General features: G+C 65.6%; 16 protein-coding genes. 7 read left to right on the top strand and 9 right to left on the bottom strand.

Features of this window, described 5'->3' with window-relative positions; genetic code table 11:
* The first annotated feature begins 56 nt into the window (after positions 1–56).
* A complete protein-coding gene (locus tag BM360_RS07515; RefSeq protein ID WP_165611234.1) occupies positions 57–1,565 on the top strand; it encodes a carboxylesterase/lipase family protein in 1,509 nt (502 codons plus the stop codon).
* On the opposite strand, the gene BM360_RS07510 is transcribed toward BM360_RS07515, so the two are convergent.
* The 3 genes from BM360_RS07510 to BM360_RS07500 are packed head-to-tail and all read right to left on the bottom strand — an operon-like array spanning position 1,562 to position 6,109.
* Positions 1,562–2,854: an MFS transporter gene (locus tag BM360_RS07510; protein ID WP_165611233.1), complete on the bottom strand. Its 1,293-nt coding sequence runs from the start codon at positions 2,852–2,854 to the stop codon at positions 1,562–1,564. The genes BM360_RS07515 and BM360_RS07510 overlap by 4 nt on opposite strands.
* The gene (locus BM360_RS07505; RefSeq protein ID WP_093312958.1) at positions 2,851–3,642 is read right to left on the bottom strand and encodes an SDR family NAD(P)-dependent oxidoreductase; all 792 of its coding nucleotides are present in this window, start codon (positions 3,640–3,642) and stop codon (positions 2,851–2,853) included. Before BM360_RS07505 ends, BM360_RS07510 begins: the two co-directional genes overlap by 4 nt.
* Before the next feature lie 16 nt (positions 3,643–3,658).
* Positions 3,659–6,109: a TonB-dependent receptor gene (locus BM360_RS07500; protein ID WP_093312956.1), complete on the bottom strand. Its 2,451-nt coding sequence runs from the start codon at positions 6,107–6,109 to the stop codon at positions 3,659–3,661.
* A 275-nt stretch (positions 6,110–6,384) separates the two neighbouring features.
* Between BM360_RS07500 and BM360_RS07495 the strand changes: the two genes are divergently transcribed.
* Both BM360_RS07495 and BM360_RS07490 read left to right on the top strand, forming a co-directional pair.
* Entirely contained in the window at positions 6,385–6,852 is a 468-nt protein-coding gene (locus BM360_RS07495) for an Lrp/AsnC family transcriptional regulator (protein ID WP_093312954.1), read from the top strand.
* A complete protein-coding gene (locus BM360_RS07490) occupies positions 6,849–7,313 on the top strand; it encodes an Lrp/AsnC family transcriptional regulator (protein WP_093312952.1) in 465 nt (154 codons plus the stop codon). The genes BM360_RS07495 and BM360_RS07490 overlap by 4 nt, the downstream gene beginning before the upstream one ends.
* 1 nt (position 7,314) lies before the next feature.
* Here BM360_RS07490 and BM360_RS07485 read toward each other — a convergent pair whose 3' ends face one another.
* From BM360_RS07485 to BM360_RS07460, 6 genes are all read right to left on the bottom strand, one after another.
* A complete protein-coding gene (locus BM360_RS07485) occupies positions 7,315–8,208 on the bottom strand; it encodes a TauD/TfdA dioxygenase family protein (protein ID WP_165611232.1) in 894 nt (297 codons plus the stop codon).
* A gap of 83 nt (positions 8,209–8,291) precedes the next feature.
* Positions 8,292–8,795, bottom strand: a complete 504-nt coding sequence (locus tag BM360_RS07480; RefSeq protein WP_093312948.1) for a nuclear transport factor 2 family protein — start codon at positions 8,793–8,795, stop codon at positions 8,292–8,294.
* Between the two features lie 24 nt (positions 8,796–8,819).
* Positions 8,820–9,581 (bottom strand): 3'(2'),5'-bisphosphate nucleotidase CysQ, encoded by a 762-nt coding sequence (locus BM360_RS07475; protein ID WP_093312946.1) that lies wholly within the window; start codon positions 9,579–9,581, stop codon positions 8,820–8,822.
* Positions 9,578–11,491, bottom strand: coding sequence for a sulfate adenylyltransferase subunit CysN (cysN, locus tag BM360_RS07470; protein WP_093312944.1), 1,914 nt, complete (start codon positions 11,489–11,491; stop codon positions 9,578–9,580). The genes BM360_RS07475 and cysN overlap by 4 nt, the downstream gene beginning before the upstream one ends.
* Positions 11,491–12,408, bottom strand: a complete 918-nt coding sequence (gene cysD, locus BM360_RS07465; protein WP_093312942.1) for a sulfate adenylyltransferase subunit CysD — start codon at positions 12,406–12,408, stop codon at positions 11,491–11,493. The genes cysN and cysD overlap by 1 nt, the downstream gene beginning before the upstream one ends.
* A 113-nt stretch (positions 12,409–12,521) precedes the next feature.
* Positions 12,522–13,295 (bottom strand): SDR family NAD(P)-dependent oxidoreductase, encoded by a 774-nt coding sequence (locus BM360_RS07460; RefSeq protein ID WP_093312940.1) that lies wholly within the window; start codon positions 13,293–13,295, stop codon positions 12,522–12,524.
* Between the two features lie 299 nt (positions 13,296–13,594).
* Between BM360_RS07460 and BM360_RS20015 the strand changes: the two genes are divergently transcribed.
* The 4 genes from BM360_RS20015 to BM360_RS07440 all read left to right on the top strand — a co-directional run bounded on the left by BM360_RS20015 (position 13,595) and on the right by BM360_RS07440 (position 16,557).
* Positions 13,595–14,464: an Lrp/AsnC family transcriptional regulator gene (locus tag BM360_RS20015; protein ID WP_341350583.1), complete on the top strand. Its 870-nt coding sequence runs from the start codon at positions 13,595–13,597 to the stop codon at positions 14,462–14,464.
* Complete coding sequence (locus tag BM360_RS07450; protein WP_093312936.1) at positions 14,451–14,918, top strand: Lrp/AsnC family transcriptional regulator; 468 nt, start codon at positions 14,451–14,453, stop codon at positions 14,916–14,918. The genes BM360_RS20015 and BM360_RS07450 overlap by 14 nt, the downstream gene beginning before the upstream one ends.
* Positions 14,919–15,011: 93 nt before the next feature.
* A complete protein-coding gene (locus BM360_RS07445; RefSeq protein ID WP_093312934.1) occupies positions 15,012–15,458 on the top strand; it encodes a nuclear transport factor 2 family protein in 447 nt (148 codons plus the stop codon).
* Positions 15,459–15,585: 127 nt separating this feature from the next.
* Positions 15,586–16,557 carry an SDR family oxidoreductase gene (locus BM360_RS07440; protein WP_093313874.1) on the top strand — a complete coding sequence of 324 codons (972 nt, stop codon included), beginning with the start codon at positions 15,586–15,588 and terminating at the stop codon, positions 16,555–16,557.
* Positions 16,558–16,638: the final 81 nt, after the last annotated feature.

Genomic DNA, 16,638 nt, shown 5'->3' with positions numbered 1-16,638 from the left:
GCGCCTAGAACCTTGGCGCGCGGGAAGAAAGCAGGGGCCGCATTGGGGAGATGCCGATGATCGAACGCCGGGACTTCATCTTGGGCGGCCTCTCTGCCGCCGCCTGCGCTGCGCGCGGTCAAGCGGCAGGCATTGGCGGGGGCGACAGGCCGCGGGTCGTCACCCCCTCCGGACCCGTCATCGGCCGCCGCGCGGATGGCCTCGCCGTGTTCAAGGGCATCCCCTTCGCCAGGCCGCCGGTCGGCCCGCTTCGCTTCCGCCCACCCGAGCCGCCGGTGCCGTGGCGCAGCCCCCTCGACGCGGCGGCGTTTGGGCCGATCCCGTGGCAGCCGCGCATCCCGATGGTGGACGTGCCGGGCACGATGGCGGAAGACTGCCTGACGCTGAACGTGTGGGCGCCGGTGGCCAAGGGACCGCACCCGGTGGTCTTCTCCATTTATGGCGGCGGCAATTTCCTCGGCGCCGCCAGCCAGCCGGGCTATGACGGCGCTGCCTTTGCAAAGGCCGGCCTGCTGTTCGTCAGCTGCAATTACCGGCTGGGCGCGTTCGGCTTCGCCGAGTTCGGCACGATCGATCCCGCCTTCGCCGGCTCCAGCCTCAACGGCCTGCTCGATATCGAGGCGGCGCTGCGCTGGGTGCAGGGCAATATCGACGCGTTCGGCGGCGATCCGGAGCGCGTGACCCTGCTCGGCCTGTCGGCGGGGGCGAAGAACCAGGCGACGCTGGCGGCGATGCCGTCCGCGCGCGGCCTGTTCCGGCGCGTGACGATCCTGAGCGGCGGTGGCGAGACGGTGGACCGCACCGCCGCGCCCGGCGCAGCAGCCGCCCGCGTGCTGATGGACGCGGCCGGCGTGCGCGACATGGCCGCGCTCGTGACGCTCCCGGCAGAGCAGATCGTCGCGGCGCAGGGCAAGGCGATGGCGGCGGCGGAGCGCGGCTTCCCGTTCCGGCCGGTGGTGGATGGCCGGCTGCTGCCGATGGCGCCGATCGACGCAGCGCGGGCCGGCCGGATGGCCGGACTGGAAATGGTTGTCGGCACGACGCGCGACGAGGCGGCGCTGGCCTACCCGCCCGCGCTTGCCGCCACACGCGCCTTCGTGGCCTCGCAGCTCGCCCACCTCCCGCTCGAGCGGATGCAGGCGCTGGAGGCGCGCTATGCTGCCACCTTCCCCGCGCTGCCGCTGGCCGAGCGGCGCATCCGCCAACTGACGGCGGAGGAATATTGGATCCCCGCGCTGCGACTGGCGGAGGCGCATGCGGCCTCGGGCGGGCGGACGTGGATGGTCCGGTTTGATGTCCCCGCCGCGGCCGGCCCCTTCGCGGGCATGGCGCCGCACGGCAGCGATTCCGCCTTCGTCTATGGCGGCGGCGCGGACCCGCTGGCGGCGCGGACACACGCCATGTGGGCGGACTGGGCGCGAACGGGCAGGCCGGCGCTGGACGGCGGGCCCGCATGGCCCCGCTACGACCTGCGCACGCGCGAAACCCTGATCCTCGACGCCGCACCGCATATCGAGCGCGATCCGCGCGGCGACGAGCGGACGCTGTGGGATGGGCTGCTTTAAGCGGCCCCGCGCGCCAGATCGTGCGGGTAGCGCAGGCTCGCCCACAGCAGCAAAAGCCCGCCCGCCAGCACCAGCGTCGACATTGCCAGCAGGCTGTAGCGGAGCGACTCCGCGCCGAAGCGCGCACCCAGCGCATCGCTGACCAGCCCGGCGAGCAGCGGCCCGAACGCGCTGCCCATCACGTTGATCAGCACGATGGCAAAGGCGGTCGCCTGCGCGCGCTCCTCGGCCGCGACCAGCCGGGCGATCGCACCGAAGGCCGGCCCCATCGCCGCCGAGGAGAACAGCGCCGTCAGCACGGACAGCAACGCCACGGTCGGGATCGCCGCGCCGCCGACCGGCACCGCGCTCCCGCCCGGCAGCAGCAGGATCGCCATGTAGATGGGCAGCGAGACGATGAAGCCCCATGCCGGCACGGACAGCTGCCACTGTTCGCCGCGCAGGCGCAGCCGGTCGACCAGCGCGCCGCTCGCCAGACTGCCGGCAAAGCCGCCCACCGCCGCGCCGATGCCCAGCCAGCTGCCGGCCGCGACCAGCGACATGCCGTGCGAGCGGATGAAGTAAGCCGGCATCCACACCGCCGCACCGTAGGCGAAGATGTTGAACGTGCCGATGCCGAGCGCCAGCAGGCGGAGCGACGGGATGCCCCAGCAGCGCCGCAGCACGGTGAGCGCGGGCAGCGCCGGCGGCGCGGCGCCTCCCCGCTCCCGCCGGCCGAGCGGCAGCAACGCGACAAGCAGCGCGCAGGCCAGCCCCGGCGCCGCGATCAGCACGAACGCCCAGCGCCAGCCCCACGCTGCGGCGATGGCGGCCCCGCCGGCAATGCCGAGGACGAGCCCGAGATAGGTGCTGGAGGCGAGCACCCCCATCGCGCCCGAGCGCCGCCGATCGTCGTAGAGGTCGGAGACGATCGCCTGCGAGGCCGGCATGCCGCCCGCCTCCCCCGCCCCCACCAGCGCGCGCGCGATGCCGAGCTGCACCACGTTCGCCGCAACGCCGCACAAGGCGGTCGCCACGCTCCACGTCACCACCGCCAGCATCAGCACGCCGCGGCGCGACCAGCGATCCGCCAGCCGCGCCAGCGGCAGGGAAAGAGCGACGAAGCTGATGACGAAGATCGGCCCGCCGATCAGGCCGAGGCTGCCGTCGCTGGCGCCGAACTCCGCCTTGATTGCGGGGATCAGGATGGAGAAGAGGTAGCGATCGGCATAGCTGAACCCGTTTGCCGCGACGAGCGTGAGGAGGACGAGGCCCACCCACGGTGCGCGGGCCTCGCTGTGCCTGCTCACCCGATGGCTTCCGGCTCGGGCGTCCACGCCACGCCGTTGATGTGGCCGCCGCCATCGGCGAACAGGGTGTTGCCCGTCACGTAGCGGCTGTCGTCGCTGGCGAGGAACAGGGCAACCGGCGCGATGTCGCTGTCGACGTCGCCGGTGCGGCCCATCGGGTTCATCTTGTCCATCGCCGCGGCATTTTCCGGATGGTCCGCCTTGAAGCGGAGATAGGCCGCGCTCGCCGCACCCGGGCAGATGACGTTCGCGGTGATGCCGAACGGCGCCCATTCGCGGGCGGCAGTGCGGGTCAGCGCGCGCAAGCCCTCCTTGCCCGCGTTGAAATCCGCCGAATAGACGTGCGCGTTGACGCCGTTCAGCGAACAGATGCTGACGATGCGCCCCCAGCCCGCCGCCTTCATGTGTGGGAAGCAGGCGCGCATCGCCCAGAAGCTCGCCTTGACCGACATGGTCAGAGAATGATCGAACTCCTCGTCGGTCTTGTCCTCCAGCCGGCGGATGTGGCCGCCGCCATAGGCATTGTTGACGAGGATGTCGGCGCCGCCATATTCGCGCGTCGCCGCCTCGACCGCCGCCAGCAGCTGCGCCTTGTCGTTGACGTCGGTGCGCACGAACAGGGCGCGCCCGCCGGCGGCCTTGATCGCCTCCGCATTGGCCCGGCCGGTCGCCTCGCTATATTCGGCGATCACCACCGCCGCACCTTCCTCGGCGAAGCGGCGGGCGATGCCGCCGCCGATGCCCTCGCCCGCGCCCGTGATCAGCGCTGTCTTGCCCTGAAGCCGCATGGTCGTCGCTCCTCAATCAGTTGCCGAACCGGAAGCGCACGGAGGCGCCATACATGCGCGGCTCGCCATAGAGCACGCTGTCGAAACCGAGCGCGGAGACGAGCGGATAGCCGCCGACGATATACTTCTTGCCCGTGATGTTCGTCGCGAACACGGCCAGATCGACGCCCGGCGCGAAGGCGTCGCTCCAGTCGAGCCGCGCATTCCACAAGGTGTAGCTGGGATAGGTATCGATCGGCGCGTCGGGATCGGACGTCGTGACCTTGTCGGTATAGCTGAAGTCGCTCGACAGGGTCAGCGCACCATTGGTCCCGTCGAAGATCGTATATTGCGCGTTCACGCCCGCCTTCCAGTGCGGCTGGAAGGCGATCTGCCGGCCGACGCGGCAGGCGGTGCCGACATTGGTCGCGCATTTCGCGTCGAGATAGGAAGCGAAGCCGCCGATCGTGAAATCCGCCGAAGGCTTGATCGAGACTTCCAGCTCGCCGCCCTTGTTGGTCGCCTTGCCGGCATTCTGCACCAGCGAGATGAAGGTGCCGTTGGTCAGCACCGGCAGCGCGATCTGGATGCCCTTATATTTGTCGTGGAACAGCGACAGGTTGGTGCGCAGCGGCACGCCGATGTCCCAGTCCGCCTTCAGGCCAACCTCGAAATCGTCCACTGTCTCCTTGCCGAAGGTCGATGTCTCCAGCGTCGGCGCGGGCAGGTTGAAGCCGCCGCTCTTGTAGCCGCGGCGATAGGCGGCATAGGCCAGCACGCGCTGGCTCAGCTCATATTGCGCGGTGACGTCATAGGTCGGCGCGCTGAACTTGGCGCGGCCGGAGACGGGGCATTCGATCAGGCCATTGGCGGTGTTCAGCTGGCCGCACACGCCCGCATCGTTCGTGACGGACGAGGTGAGATAACGCTTGTCCCACGTATAGCGGAAGCCGCCCGACAGCTGGAACGCCTCCGTCGCCTGCCATTCGAGATGGGCGAAGACGGCATCGCTCTTGTCGCTGAAGTAATTGGCGGTGTTGGTCGCATTGCCGAAAACGACCGAGCGGTAGGATTGGTCGATGCCGGGCTTGGTCTGCTCATGATAGAAGCCGAGCACGTAGGACAAGGCGCCGTCCGCCAGCCGGCCTTGCAGCTGAAATTCCTCGCTGAATTGGTTGAGGCCGCGGATATAGGGCGGGTTGCTGCCCGTCCCCGGATATTGCGATCCGGCATAATCGAGGCCCGGCGCGATGTCGTTCACCTCGGCGGTGCGATTGCGGCGCAATGCGATGATGTTCTTGATCGAGATGGCATCGCTCAGCTCGATCTCGGTCCGATTGGTGATGCCATAGGCCTTGTTGCGGTTGTAGACCGGCTGGCGCGAGAGGCTGCGGCGGATGCCGACGCTGCGCTGGAGCGCGACTGCGTCGGCGAATTGCTGCGGCGTCAGCCCGGACAGGCTGAGGCCCCCGTTCGCCCCTGCGACGAAGGCGGCGACGGCATTGCCGAACGGCCCAGTCGGGCAGCCGGGCAGCGCGACGGACAAGCAGGCGATCGGCGTCGGCGCGCCCGCCAGCAGCGGCAGCGATGCGGGCAGGCCGAAGCCCGCCTGCAGCGCCGCTGGCACCGGTAGCGCGCCGAGCTGCGCCGCCGGGTTGGCCGCGCGCAGGATCAGGCCGCTGCCGGTATTGTCGCGGAAATTATAATCGACGATCGTCAGATTCTCGATCGTATCCGTGGGTTTGAGCAGCAGCGAAACGCGGAACGCATCATGGTTGCGGCTGTCGGCGCGCTGGCCCGTATAGACGCCGCGGGTGAAGCCCTTGCGCCGCGAATAGGAGCCGGCCAGCCGCAGCGCGACGCGATCCTCGACGATCGGCACGTTCAGCACGCCTTCGATCTCGTGGAAGTCGTAATTGCCGTAGCTGCCCTTGATCGAGCCGCCGAACTCGAAGGTCGGCCGGTTCGGCTCGAACAGCACGGCGCCGCCCGTCGTGTTGCGGCCGAACAAAGTGCCCTGCGGCCCTTTCAGCACCTGCACGTTGGCGAGATCGTAGAACACGCCCGATCCCGCGATCGCGGTCGGCACTTCGGCGAAATAGGTGGCGACGCTGGTGAAGTTGCGCGCGCCGCCGCCGACGATGCCGGGGCCCTGCCCGCGAATGTAGAAGCCCGCATCCTGGCGGTTATTCTGATAGATGTTGAGCGCGGGCGCCGTCTGGCGCAGCGCTTCGGCCGAGATCACGCCGCGTGCCGTCAGCGTCTCGCCCGACAGCGCGGTGATCGCGACGGGCACGTCCTGCAACGCCTCCTCCCGCCGGCGCGCGGTGACGACGATGTCGCCGAGCCCCGCTTCGGCCGGGCGGGCCAGGTCCGGCGCGGCGGCGGGCTGCACCGGCGCGGTCTGCGCACCGGCGGGCGCATGCGCGGCCAGCGCGCAAAGTGCCGCAGACGTGAACAAGGCGCGCGCGGAATCCAAGTAGGTCATCTCGTCCCCTCTCCCCGGACGAGCCTGGCGACGCCGCCTTTTCGACGGTCGAACCCGCAGCGTCTTGGCCGCGGTGCCTGCCCGCACCGTTCCTTCGGCGCCTTATGCCCGGCGGGCGATCATGTTCGCCGCTCTGGTCACAACGAATCACGCAGCCACCGGACTTGTGACTTATTTGACGAACCTGTGCGCATTTCAAGTAGGTCTTGATTACGCGGCAGCATAGTTGCACCCTGTTTGCTATGGCCGCATAGCCGGATCTTTGCGGAGCACCGATGACCGCCGAAGCCTATCAGTTCGATGCGTTGGACCGGCAGATCGTCGCATTGCTGAAGCAGGACGGCCGCATCACCAATCAGGAGATCGGCGTGCAGGTCGGCGCGACGCGGGCGATGGTTGGCGCGCGCGTGCAGCGGATGACCGAATGCGGCGCGCTGCGCATCGTCGCCGCCGCCGATTTCTCCGCTTATGACTATAACCTGCTGATCGCGCTCGGGATCAAGGTGACGGGGCGATCCGCGCACGATGTCGCCGCCGAACTCGCCCGCCTGCCGGAGATGTTCGCGGTGCATACGGTCACCGGTGCGCACCAGATCGAGGCGCTCGTCGCGGTGCATGAATTCGGCGAACTGGCGAAGACGGTGATGCCCGCGCTCCTCAAGATCGAGGGTCTTGGCGAGATCGACGTCGCCATCGCGACCGACATCATGACCTATAATTTCGACGTGGGGATCAGCCGGTGAACGGCCTCCAGATCGACGCCACCGACCGCCAGATCCTCGACCTGCTGGGCGAGGATGCGCGGCTCAGCAACCGCTCGCTCGCGCGCGCCCTCGGCCTGGCCGAAGGCACGATCCGTGCGCGCATCCGCCGCCTGACCGAGCGCGGCCTGCTCCGCTTCACCGCGATCACCGACAATCGCCAGCATGGCAGCCCGCTGCTCGGCTTCATCCGCATCCAGGCGGAGATGCGGATGGTGCGCGATGTCGGCGCGCAGATCGTCGACATCCCCGAGATCCGCAGCCTGATCGTGATGCTCGGCCGCTACAATCTGCTCGCCATCGGTCTGTTCGCCGACCAGCAGCAATTCACCGACATCGCCGCCGGGCAGATCGCGGTGATGCCCGGCATCCTCTCCTTCCAGACCAGCATCGTCACCCAGTCGCTCAAATATAACGAGCGGATGGCGAAGCTCGGGCGCTAGCTCAGGCCGCGCGCGCGACGGTGCGGCCGACCGTCGCGGTGCCGCGCAGCGTCGTCCGGTGCACCACGCGCGGCACGTCCACCGGATGCCCCTCGGCGCGGTGCATCATCCGGTAATTGTCCCACAGCATCACGTCGCCCTCGGCCCAGTCATGCTCGTAGACGAAGCGCGGATCGGTGACGGCGGCGATCAGCGCCTCGATCAGCGCGTCGCCTTCCGCCTGCGCCAGGCCGACGATGCTGCGGATGTTAAGCGGGCAGACGTTCAGGATCGGCGCGCCCGTCTCCGGATGGCGGAACAGGATGGGCCGGGCGATGGGCGCGAAATCGGGGAAGCTCGCCTTGGTCTCGCCCACGCGCACGCCGCCCGGATTGTCGAAGCGCATGCCGCCCAGATCCGCGCAGAATTCGAACAGGGCCTCGACGCCGTCCAGCCGCTCGCGCAGCGCCGGGTCCATCGCCGCACAGGCCGCCTGCGTGTCGAGCCACGCGGTCCGCCCGCCGACCGCCGCCTTCTCCACCATGTTGAGCAGCGCGCCCGCATTGGGCGTGGTGCTGAACGCCAGATCGGTGTGCCACGGGATGCGGCCATAGGTGGGCACGCCGTCAAAGGCATAGACCGGCCCGCGCAGCCCCCCGCGGTTGGTCAGCAGGATCATGTCGGGGTGACCCGGCAGGCGGAAGTCGGGGATGGGATGCGGCTCCAGCTCGCCGAACACGCGGCTCAGGCGGCGCAGCCGCTCCGGCTCGGTTCCGACGCCGCGGAACAGCACCAGCCCCGCCTCACGCCACAGATCGCGCAGCGCCTGCTCCGTCGCCTCGTCCAGCCCGGTGTCGAGATCGAGATCGAGCACCTCCTGCCCGATGGTCGGCAATGCCCGGGTGCGCAGCGACATGATCCGTCTCCCATTCTCGTTGGCGCCATCCTGCCACGCTTTTGCGCGTGCCGGATCGTCCATTCGGACGAGACGAGGGCAAATCAGTCGGGCGGCCGGTGGGCCTCCGCCAGCAATGCGCGCGCCTCCGCGGTCCCATCCAACAGGCGGTTGGCGCGGCCGGTCACGCGCCAGCCCTGCGCCTCGCGCCGGAGCGTCCAGCGATTGGCGGCGACACGGTACAGCTCGAACGCTTCACCGGTCCACCGCGCGACGGCCGAATAGCAGACGGCGACCGCCGCATCGCCGTCGATCGCGATGCGCGGCGGCCCCAGCATGTGCGCCGCGCCATCCCGGATGAGCCCTTGGTGCAGGTCCGCGTCGAACAAGGCGGCAATCTCGTCATGACCGCGGGCGTTGCCGAAATCGCCGAGATCGTAGCTGCCGTCCGCTGCCCACAAAGCCGCCGCGCCCCGGCTGTCGCCGCGATCGACGGCCGGGCCGTAAGCGGCGATCAGATCGGCAATCGCCTGCCGATCCTGCACCGCCCTGAGCTCGATCCTGAGCGCGAAGACCTCGGCCTGCAACGCCGCATATGCCGGATCCATGCCGTTTCCCCGGGGAAAGACGCCTCAGCCCTTGGCGACATCCGCATAGATGCCGAGCACCTTGTCCGCCATGTCGCGCCGGCAGATCAGCAGATCGGGCAGGTAGGTGTCCGCCTGGTTGTAGACGAGCGGCGTGCCGTCCACCCGGCTGGCATGCAGCCCGGCGGCGAGCGCGACGGCGGCGGGGGCGCAATTGTCCCACTCATATTGCCCGCCGGTGTGGAGGTAGATGTCCGCCTCGCCGCGCAGCACCGCCATCGCCTTGGCACCGGCCGATCCCATCGGCACCAGCTCGGCCCCCAGCGCCTCGGCCACCGCCACCGCTTCCCTGGCGGGGCGCGTGCGGCTGACCAGCATGCGCAGCTTCTCAGGCGCGGGCGGCACCGGCTGCGGCCGGCCGGAACAGAGCGTCACGGGCACGCCCGGCAGCGCCACCGCGCCGATCGTCGGGGCGCCGTCCACCGCCAGCGCGATATGCACCGCCCAGTCGGCGCGCGCCTCGCCATATTCGCGCGTACCGTCGAGCGGATCGACGATCCACACGCGGCTGGCGGACAGGCGCGCATCGCTATCCTTTTCCTCTTCGGAGAGGATGGCGTCGTCGGGCCGGTTCTGCCGTAGCGCCTCGATGATGAAGGCGTTGGCGGTGCGATCGCCCGCGCGGCCCAGCGCCTTGCCCTCGAACAAGCCGGAGCGCTGCAGCGTCAGCAGCAGCTCTCCGGCGGTGTCCGCAATGTGCCGCGCCAGCGCGACATCATCGCCGAGGTCGATGCCGGCCGCGCTCACGGGATCAGCCTTGCGATGATCGCGTCGGCCGCTTCGTCGGCGGTCATCGCGGTCGTGTCGATGCGGATCTCGGGGTCGAGCGGCGGCTCATAGGGGCTGTCGATGCCGGTGAAGTTCTTCAGCTCGCCCGCGCGCGCCTTGGCATAAAGGCCCTTCACGTCGCGCGCCTCGGCCTCGGCCAAGGGCGTATCGATATGCACCTCGACGAACTCGCCCGGCGCCATCATCGCGCGCACCATGTCCCGCTCCGCCCGGAAGGGTGAGATGAAGGCGGTGATCACGATCAGGCCGGCGTCGGTCATCAGCTTGGCCACCTCGCCGACGCGGCGGATATTCTCCACGCGGTCCGCATCAGTGAAGCCGAGATCCTTGTTCAGGCCGTGCCGCACATTGTCGCCGTCGAGCAGGAAGGTGTGGCGGTTCATCCGCGCCAGCTTCTTCTCGACGAGGTTGGCGATGGTCGACTTGCCCGCACCCGACAGACCCGTCAGCCACAGCACGGCGGGCTTCTGGTTCTTCAGCGACGCATGGCTTTCCCGCGTGACGTCGGTCGCCTGCCAGTGGACGTTCTGCGCCCGGCTGAGCGAGAAGTGGATCATGCCCGCGGCAACCGTCGCGTTGGTGATCTTGTCGATCAGGATGAAGCCGCCGAGCGTGCGGTTGTCCTCGTAGGGCTCGAACACCAGCGGCCGATCGGTCGAGAGGTTGGCGACGCCGATCGCGTTCAGCTCCAGCGTCTTGGCCGCCAGATGCTCCATCGTGTTGACGTTGACCTGATATTTCGGCGCCTGCACGTTCGCCGTCACCGTCTGCGTCGCGGTTTTCAGCCAGTAGGGGCGGCCGGGCAGCATCGCCTCGTCCGCCATCCAGACGATGGTCGTCTCGAACTGGTCGGCGGCCTGCGGCGGATGATCGGCAGCGGCGATCACGTCGCCGCGCGAACAGTCGATCTCGTCGGCCAGCGTGATCGTGACCGACTGGCCGGCGATGCCCTGCTGCAGGTCGCCACCCATCGTTACGACGCGCGACACGGTCGACATCTTGCCCGACGGCAGCACGCGGATGGCGTCGCCTGGCTTCACCGAGCCGCTGGCGATCTGGCCGGAGAAGCCGCGGAAATCGAGGTTGGGGCGGTTGACCCACTGGACGGCCATGCGGAACGGCTTGGCCTGATCCGACACCTGATCGAGCTCGACGGTTTCCAGATGCTCCATCAGCGCCGGGCCGTCATACCAGGGCGTGTTGGGCGACTTGCCCGTGATGTTGTCGCCCTTGAAGCCGGAGATCGGCATCGGCACGAAGTCGGTGATGCCGATGCTCTGTGCGAAGGTGCGGTAATCGGCGACGATCTCGTCGAACCGCTCCTGGCTGTACTCCACCAGGTCCATCTTGTTCACCGCCAGCACGATGTGGCGGATGCCGATCAGGTGGGCGAGGTAGGAATGGCGCCGCGTCTGCGTCAGCACGCCTTTTCGCGCATCGATCAGGATGACGGCGAGGTCCGCGGTGGACGCGCCCGTCACCATGTTGCGCGTATATTGCTCGTGGCCGGGCGTGTCGGCGACGATGAACTTGCGCTTCTCGGTGCCGAAGAAGCGGTAGGCGACGTCGATCGTGATGCCCTGCTCGCGCTCGGCGGCGAGGCCGTCGACGAGCAGCGCGAAGTCGATCTCCTGCCCCTGCGTGCCGACGCGCTTGGAATCCGCCTCGAGCGCCGCCAGCTGATCCTCGAAGATCATCTTGGAATCGTAGAGCAGCCGCCCGATCAGCGTCGACTTGCCGTCATCCACCGACCCACAGGTGATGAAGCGCAGCAGCGTCTTGTGCTGGTGCAGATCCAGATAGGCGTCGATATCCTCGGCGATCAGCGCGTCGGTCTTGTAGATCGGTTCTTCGGTGGTCGTCGCCATCAGAAGTACCCCTCCTGCTTCTTCTTCTCCATGCCGGCGCCGCCGGCATCCTTGTCGATCACGCGGCCCTGGCGCTCGGACGTCGTGGTGAGCAGCGTCTCCTGGATCACCTCGGACAGCGTCTTGGCCTCGCTCTCGACTGCGCCCGTCAGCGGGAAGCAGCCGAGCGTGCGGAAGCGGATCGAGCGCTCGACGATGTCGGGCTTGCGGCCGAGCGTCTGTTCCAGCCGCTCGGGATCGTCCGCCATGAACAGCTGGCCGTCATGCACGTAGGTCGGCCGCTTGGCGCTGAAGTAGAGCGGGACGATTGGCACGTCGTTCAGCTGGATATACTGCCAGATGTCCAGCTCGGTCCAGTTGCTGATCGGGAAAACGCGGATGCTCTCGCCCTTGTTCTTGCGGGCATTGTAGAGGTTCCACAGCTCCGGCCGCTGGTTCTTCGGATCCCAGCGGTGATTGGCCGAGCGGAAGCTGAACACGCGCTCCTTGGCGCGGCTTTTCTCCTCGTCGCGCCGCGCGCCGCCGAAGGCCGCGTCGAAGCCATAGAGGTCGAGCGCCTGCTTCAGCCCTTCCGTCTTCCACATGTCCGTGTGGAGCGCGCCATGATCGAACGGGTTGATCCCGCGATCCTTCGCCTCCTGATTGTGGTAGACGAGCAATTCCATGCCGCTCTCGCGCGCCATGCGGTCGCGCAGCTCGTACATCGCCTTGAACTTCCACGTCGTATCGACATGGAGCAACGGAAATGGCGGCGGCGACGGATAGAATGCCTTGCGGGCGAGATGCAGCATCACCGCCGAGTCTTTGCCTACCGAATAGAGCATCACCGGCTTCTCGCATTCGGCGACGACTTCGCGGAGGATGTGGATGCTTTCCGCTTCGAGCCGTTCGAGGTGGGTGAGAGACTCAGTTGTCATGGTAATCCTCTCCGAGCTATCGCGGTGGATCGTCGAGCGCGACAGGGAAGAAACTAAGGCTTCAGTCATACTCTGGGCCTCGTCGCCGGGTGAGCTGCACGCCCTGCCCCAAGTCAAGCGAGGTAGCCGCCATCGACTGGCAATACGGCGCCGTTGATATATGCTGAGCCCTCTGAGCACAACCAGATCACCGCTCGCGCGATATCTTGTCCATCAGCGAAGCGCCCGAGGGGAATAGGTGCCAACAGCGAGTCCCGGTACTCGGGGCGATAGATTACATCTCGGGTTAGCGGGGTATCCACGACCCCCGGAGATACCGCATTGCATCGGATCCCGAGGTGACCGTATTCCTTCGCGATTGTCTTAGTGATGCCTGCCACCCCGTGCTTTGCTGCTGTGTAAGCTGCGGTGCGCGGGTAAGAGATGTGCGCCTGCAGTGAGGCCGTATTTACGATCGCGCCACCGCCGCTCGCGATCATCAGCGGCAGCTCAGCTCGTAGACAGTGGAAAACTCCATCAAGATCGACTGCCAGCACCCTGCGCCATATCTCCAAGGGAAGCAGATGTGTTTCTGGCAGCGGCTCCCCCCTCAGGAGGGTTACTTCTGTAATCCCGGCGTTGTTGAAGGCAAAGTCAAGTCGTCCGAAGGCTGACCTTATTTGCTCTACCATCGACATGCACTGATCGGCATCCGCGACGTCGACCGAGACTGCTCGGCCGTCCCCGCCTGCATCTCTAATCGATTTAAGGGTGCCCTCCGCATTGTCAGCGCTCGTGTCTGCTATCACGACGTGGGCTCCGCTTGCGGCGAAGAGTTCCGCGGTGGCTCTTCCGATACCGCTGCCCGCGCCGGTTACAAGCGCCACTCGCCCTGATAGATCGGCCATACCGACTCCACACCCTCTCTGCGCACTACATTTTGACGGCGGCATACACATACTGGCGAACCTACGCAAACCCGCAGAAAGACGCGCTACATCGGTCTAATGCGTATTCCTTTGTCACTCGGCCCCGACAGAGCGGCGCGGTGAACCCGGAGTGTGCCACGAATGCTAGCCGCTGATGATAGAGGGTTTGGAAACCCGCCGATCCGGCAACCGGAGGTTCGAGTAGAGGCCGCACCCACGGGCTCTCGATCGGTAATCCCCGGAGAGAAGAGGCTGGCAACGCGGGTCTTCTCACCGTCATGTTGATGGTGGTGCGATGGAATAGTGCGTATGTGGGTGGCGTCGCCGGGACGGGGCGCCTCGGTTGCAAAGGCGAGCCAACCTGCCGCGGCGGTTCGGGCAGCTATCCGTCAGTCGACACCCCAAGCGTCGCGGCCGCTCAAGCCGCGCACCGATATCGCTTCAGAGCGCAGTCAAGCTCGGCGAGAGCGGTCATGCTAGCACCCGCGCTATGCCAGCTCGCAGCTCCTGCGCTATCAGAGCCAAGGCTAATCATTATACGCAATTCGCCCTCTCCTGATCGAGACGTGCTCGTTTGCGTAAGTGGCCCCCGCGGAGTAACAACCCCTCTGGCTTGCGATCGAACTTGCGCCTTGGCAGGCAGAGGTGCGGCATGCCGCTTTAGGGAGGGTGGGGCGATTAGTAAGCGATCTCTCGACGAGCACGATGAGGCGATTATCGAGCTCCTGCGGGAAGACGGCCGCATGCCGCTTCAGGATATCGCCGCACGAGTGAATCTTAACGACGCAACGGTTAGGTCGCGTATTCGCCGGCTTGAGCAGTCCGGTTCAATTCGGATAGTCGCTCGCCTCGATCTGGCCGCGAGAGGTTTCCCCTACACGGCCCTCATCGGCTTGAAGGTGAGGGGCAGGACGCTGGAGGAGGTTGGAGGCGACCTCCTGAAGCTACCCCAGGTTATTTCCATCCTGTCAGTGATCGGGCGATATGATCTTGAGATCCAAGTGATCGGCAGCTCGCTGGACGAGCTTGGTGAGCAGCTCAACGGCGTCATTAGAGCCATCGACGGTGTTGTTGCGGTAGAGTCTGCCCTAGCTCTAAAGATCCACAAGTATGTCCAACCGTGGGGCCGCTTCGATGAAACGGATTGAGCTTAGCGATTTAGACAGGCGTATTCTCGACCGGCTATCTACAGATGCTCGTGTTAGCAATCGTGAGATTGCACGTGAACTCGGCGTCACAGAAGGCGCGATTCGAGTCCGCCTGAAGAGATTGACCGATGAAAAGGCAATCCAAGTTACGGCGATTACAAACTATGATCTGATGCCTGACCCGCTAGTGGCTTATCTATGGATCAGTACGGATGCAGGTTATCCTCTCAAAGAGGTAATCGATGCCCTTTCTGCTCAACCTCAAATTACTTATGTCGCGTCGCTCATCGGTCGTGCGGACATCCTAGCTATCACATGGGTGAGGGATGCGTCCCAATTGGCTGACTATCTTCACGCCACAGTCGACAGGATACCAGGGATCAGCGGCATCCATTACGAGCTGACACATAAGCTCATAAAACACGATTATCGGGCAACCAACATCGTCGACTGATTACGCATAAAGTGGCGTTAGAGGCGGTAATTGCGGATTTGCGTTGACAGAGTGTGCCGCGATGGAGGAGGTTGCTCTTGAGGGAGAGAAGCCTTGGACAGCATCGCGCATCGGCGAGCCGAAGTTCGTCGCCTTTTTGAGGAGCTGATCACCGCCTACGGTGGGAAGGACTTTGACACCTTCAAGCGGTACGTTCACCCCGATGCGGAGTTCGATTGGCCCTACCTCCCGCTGAAGGAATTTCCCGACCGGATGGTAGGGAGAGACCAATTCATAGCGACATCTATCTCCGGCATGGCAGATTGTGACGGTTATCACCACCAGGTGGATCGATTTTACGAGATGGCCGATCCCGATATGCTACTTGTGGAGTACCATTCAGAAACGGTGCTTCGATCAAACAGTCGGAACTACGCAAATAAGTACTTAGGGATTCTCAGGTTCGAGAACAATCTGGTTGTGTATTGGCGAGAGTATATCAACCCGCTTCCTGTCATAGAAGCGTTCGGACTCAATTTCCAGAACGCAGCTCTCGCGTGAGGGGCGCTGCAAGCTAATCTTGTCCGACGGGCCCAGCGCGCGCTTTGACGACGGCTTGCGGGAGCAGGGTGGCGTTCGACGATCAGCTGAAGCCTTATGGCGAGAGCTGATGCCGGGGAGGTGGTTCATGAAATCCGTGCTAATAACCGGGGCGTCGGGCGGCTTCGGCTCGGACGTTGCACTTGAGCTCGCACGATCTGGTTGGCATGTCTTCGCCGGGATACGCGACATTGGTAAGGCCGCGCATTTGGTTGAACGGCTTGTCGACCATGCCCCGCCCGGTGCGATTATCCCGGTCGTTCTCGATGTTACCCAGCAAGACTCGATCGATGAGGCGGTAGCCTCTGTTCTGGATGCCACCGATGGAGTGCTGGATGCCCTCCTGAACAATGCCGGTTACTCCGTGCTGGGAGCCTTTGAAGATCTCGACGACACTGATTGCCGAGCGCAGATGGAAACTAACTTTTTTGGCACGCTAGCGGTGACACGGGCGGTGCTGCCCGCAATGCGCGTTGCGCAACGCGGCCGAATTGTGATCGTATCCAGCAATGCAGTTAACGCGCCGCATCCTCTGCTCACCATGTACGCTGCTTCGAAATGGGCACTTGAGGGTTGGGCCGAGGGGCTGGCGATGGAATTATCGCCTTTTGGCGTCGAGGTTGTTGTCGTGCAGCCTGGAGCTCATCGAACGCCGTTCGCCAATCACGTCCAGTTCGTGCAGCCTACAGGAAGCGCTTATAAGAAGTGGCTTGACGCTGTCCTTCCGAGTGTCGCCGACCTCGACGAATGGGGCCGTGATCCCGCGTTGGCGACGAAGCCTATTGTGGAGGCCATCTGTAACAAGGGCGTCCGCTTCAGATGTGCGGTAGGGGAAGACGTGCAGACTTTCTCGGCTCTCAAGAGCATGGCCCCGTATGAAACGCGGGCCTTTGTTGTACGCTCTATTATTAATGCGCCTGCGCCAAATGCGTTCACTGATAAAGAGAATTTGAACACAACTGAGCGCCATGTGCTCGAAGAAATCGTCGCTCGTGTAGCTGCCTATGCGGCTGACAGTCGAGCCGGTGATATCATAGCTAAGACGTTCGGCCTTCGCTGAAGAGCATAATCCGAGGAAGAAACACGGCTCCGGCCGTCAAGCCACTTAAAGGGAGTAGCGCTAAGACCGCTATGCTTCCTA

This window comes from Sphingomonas jatrophae (assembly GCF_900113315.1).
Taxonomy (GTDB): Bacteria; Pseudomonadota; Alphaproteobacteria; order Sphingomonadales; family Sphingomonadaceae; genus Sphingomonas_P; species Sphingomonas_P jatrophae.
Note: the sequence above shows the minus strand (reverse complement) of the source record. Positions and strands in the feature narration are given on the sequence as shown.

Coding starts and splice junctions, on each gene's coding strand:
- BM360_RS07450 (WP_093312936.1), top strand. CDS start 14,451: ATGAAACGGATTGAGCTTAGCGATTTAGACAGGCGTATTCTCGACCGG.
- BM360_RS07440 (WP_093313874.1), top strand. CDS start 15,586: ATGAAATCCGTGCTAATAACCGGGGCGTCGGGCGGCTTCGGCTCGGAC.
- BM360_RS07480 (WP_093312948.1), bottom strand. CDS start 8,795: ATGGATCCGGCATATGCGGCGTTGCAGGCCGAGGTCTTCGCGCTCAGG.
- BM360_RS20015 (WP_341350583.1), top strand. CDS start 13,595: ATGTTGATGGTGGTGCGATGGAATAGTGCGTATGTGGGTGGCGTCGCC.
- BM360_RS07485 (WP_165611232.1), bottom strand. CDS start 8,208: ATGTCGCTGCGCACCCGGGCATTGCCGACCATCGGGCAGGAGGTGCTC.
- BM360_RS07500 (WP_093312956.1), bottom strand. CDS start 6,109: ATGACCTACTTGGATTCCGCGCGCGCCTTGTTCACGTCTGCGGCACTT.
- BM360_RS07495 (WP_093312954.1), top strand. CDS start 6,385: ATGACCGCCGAAGCCTATCAGTTCGATGCGTTGGACCGGCAGATCGTC.
- BM360_RS07460 (WP_093312940.1), bottom strand. CDS start 13,295: ATGGCCGATCTATCAGGGCGAGTGGCGCTTGTAACCGGCGCGGGCAGC.
- cysD (WP_093312942.1), bottom strand. CDS start 12,408: ATGACAACTGAGTCTCTCACCCACCTCGAACGGCTCGAAGCGGAAAGC.
- BM360_RS07505 (WP_093312958.1), bottom strand. CDS start 3,642: ATGCGGCTTCAGGGCAAGACAGCGCTGATCACGGGCGCGGGCGAGGGC.
- BM360_RS07515 (WP_165611234.1), top strand. CDS start 57: ATGATCGAACGCCGGGACTTCATCTTGGGCGGCCTCTCTGCCGCCGCC.
- cysN (WP_093312944.1), bottom strand. CDS start 11,491: ATGGCGACGACCACCGAAGAACCGATCTACAAGACCGACGCGCTGATC.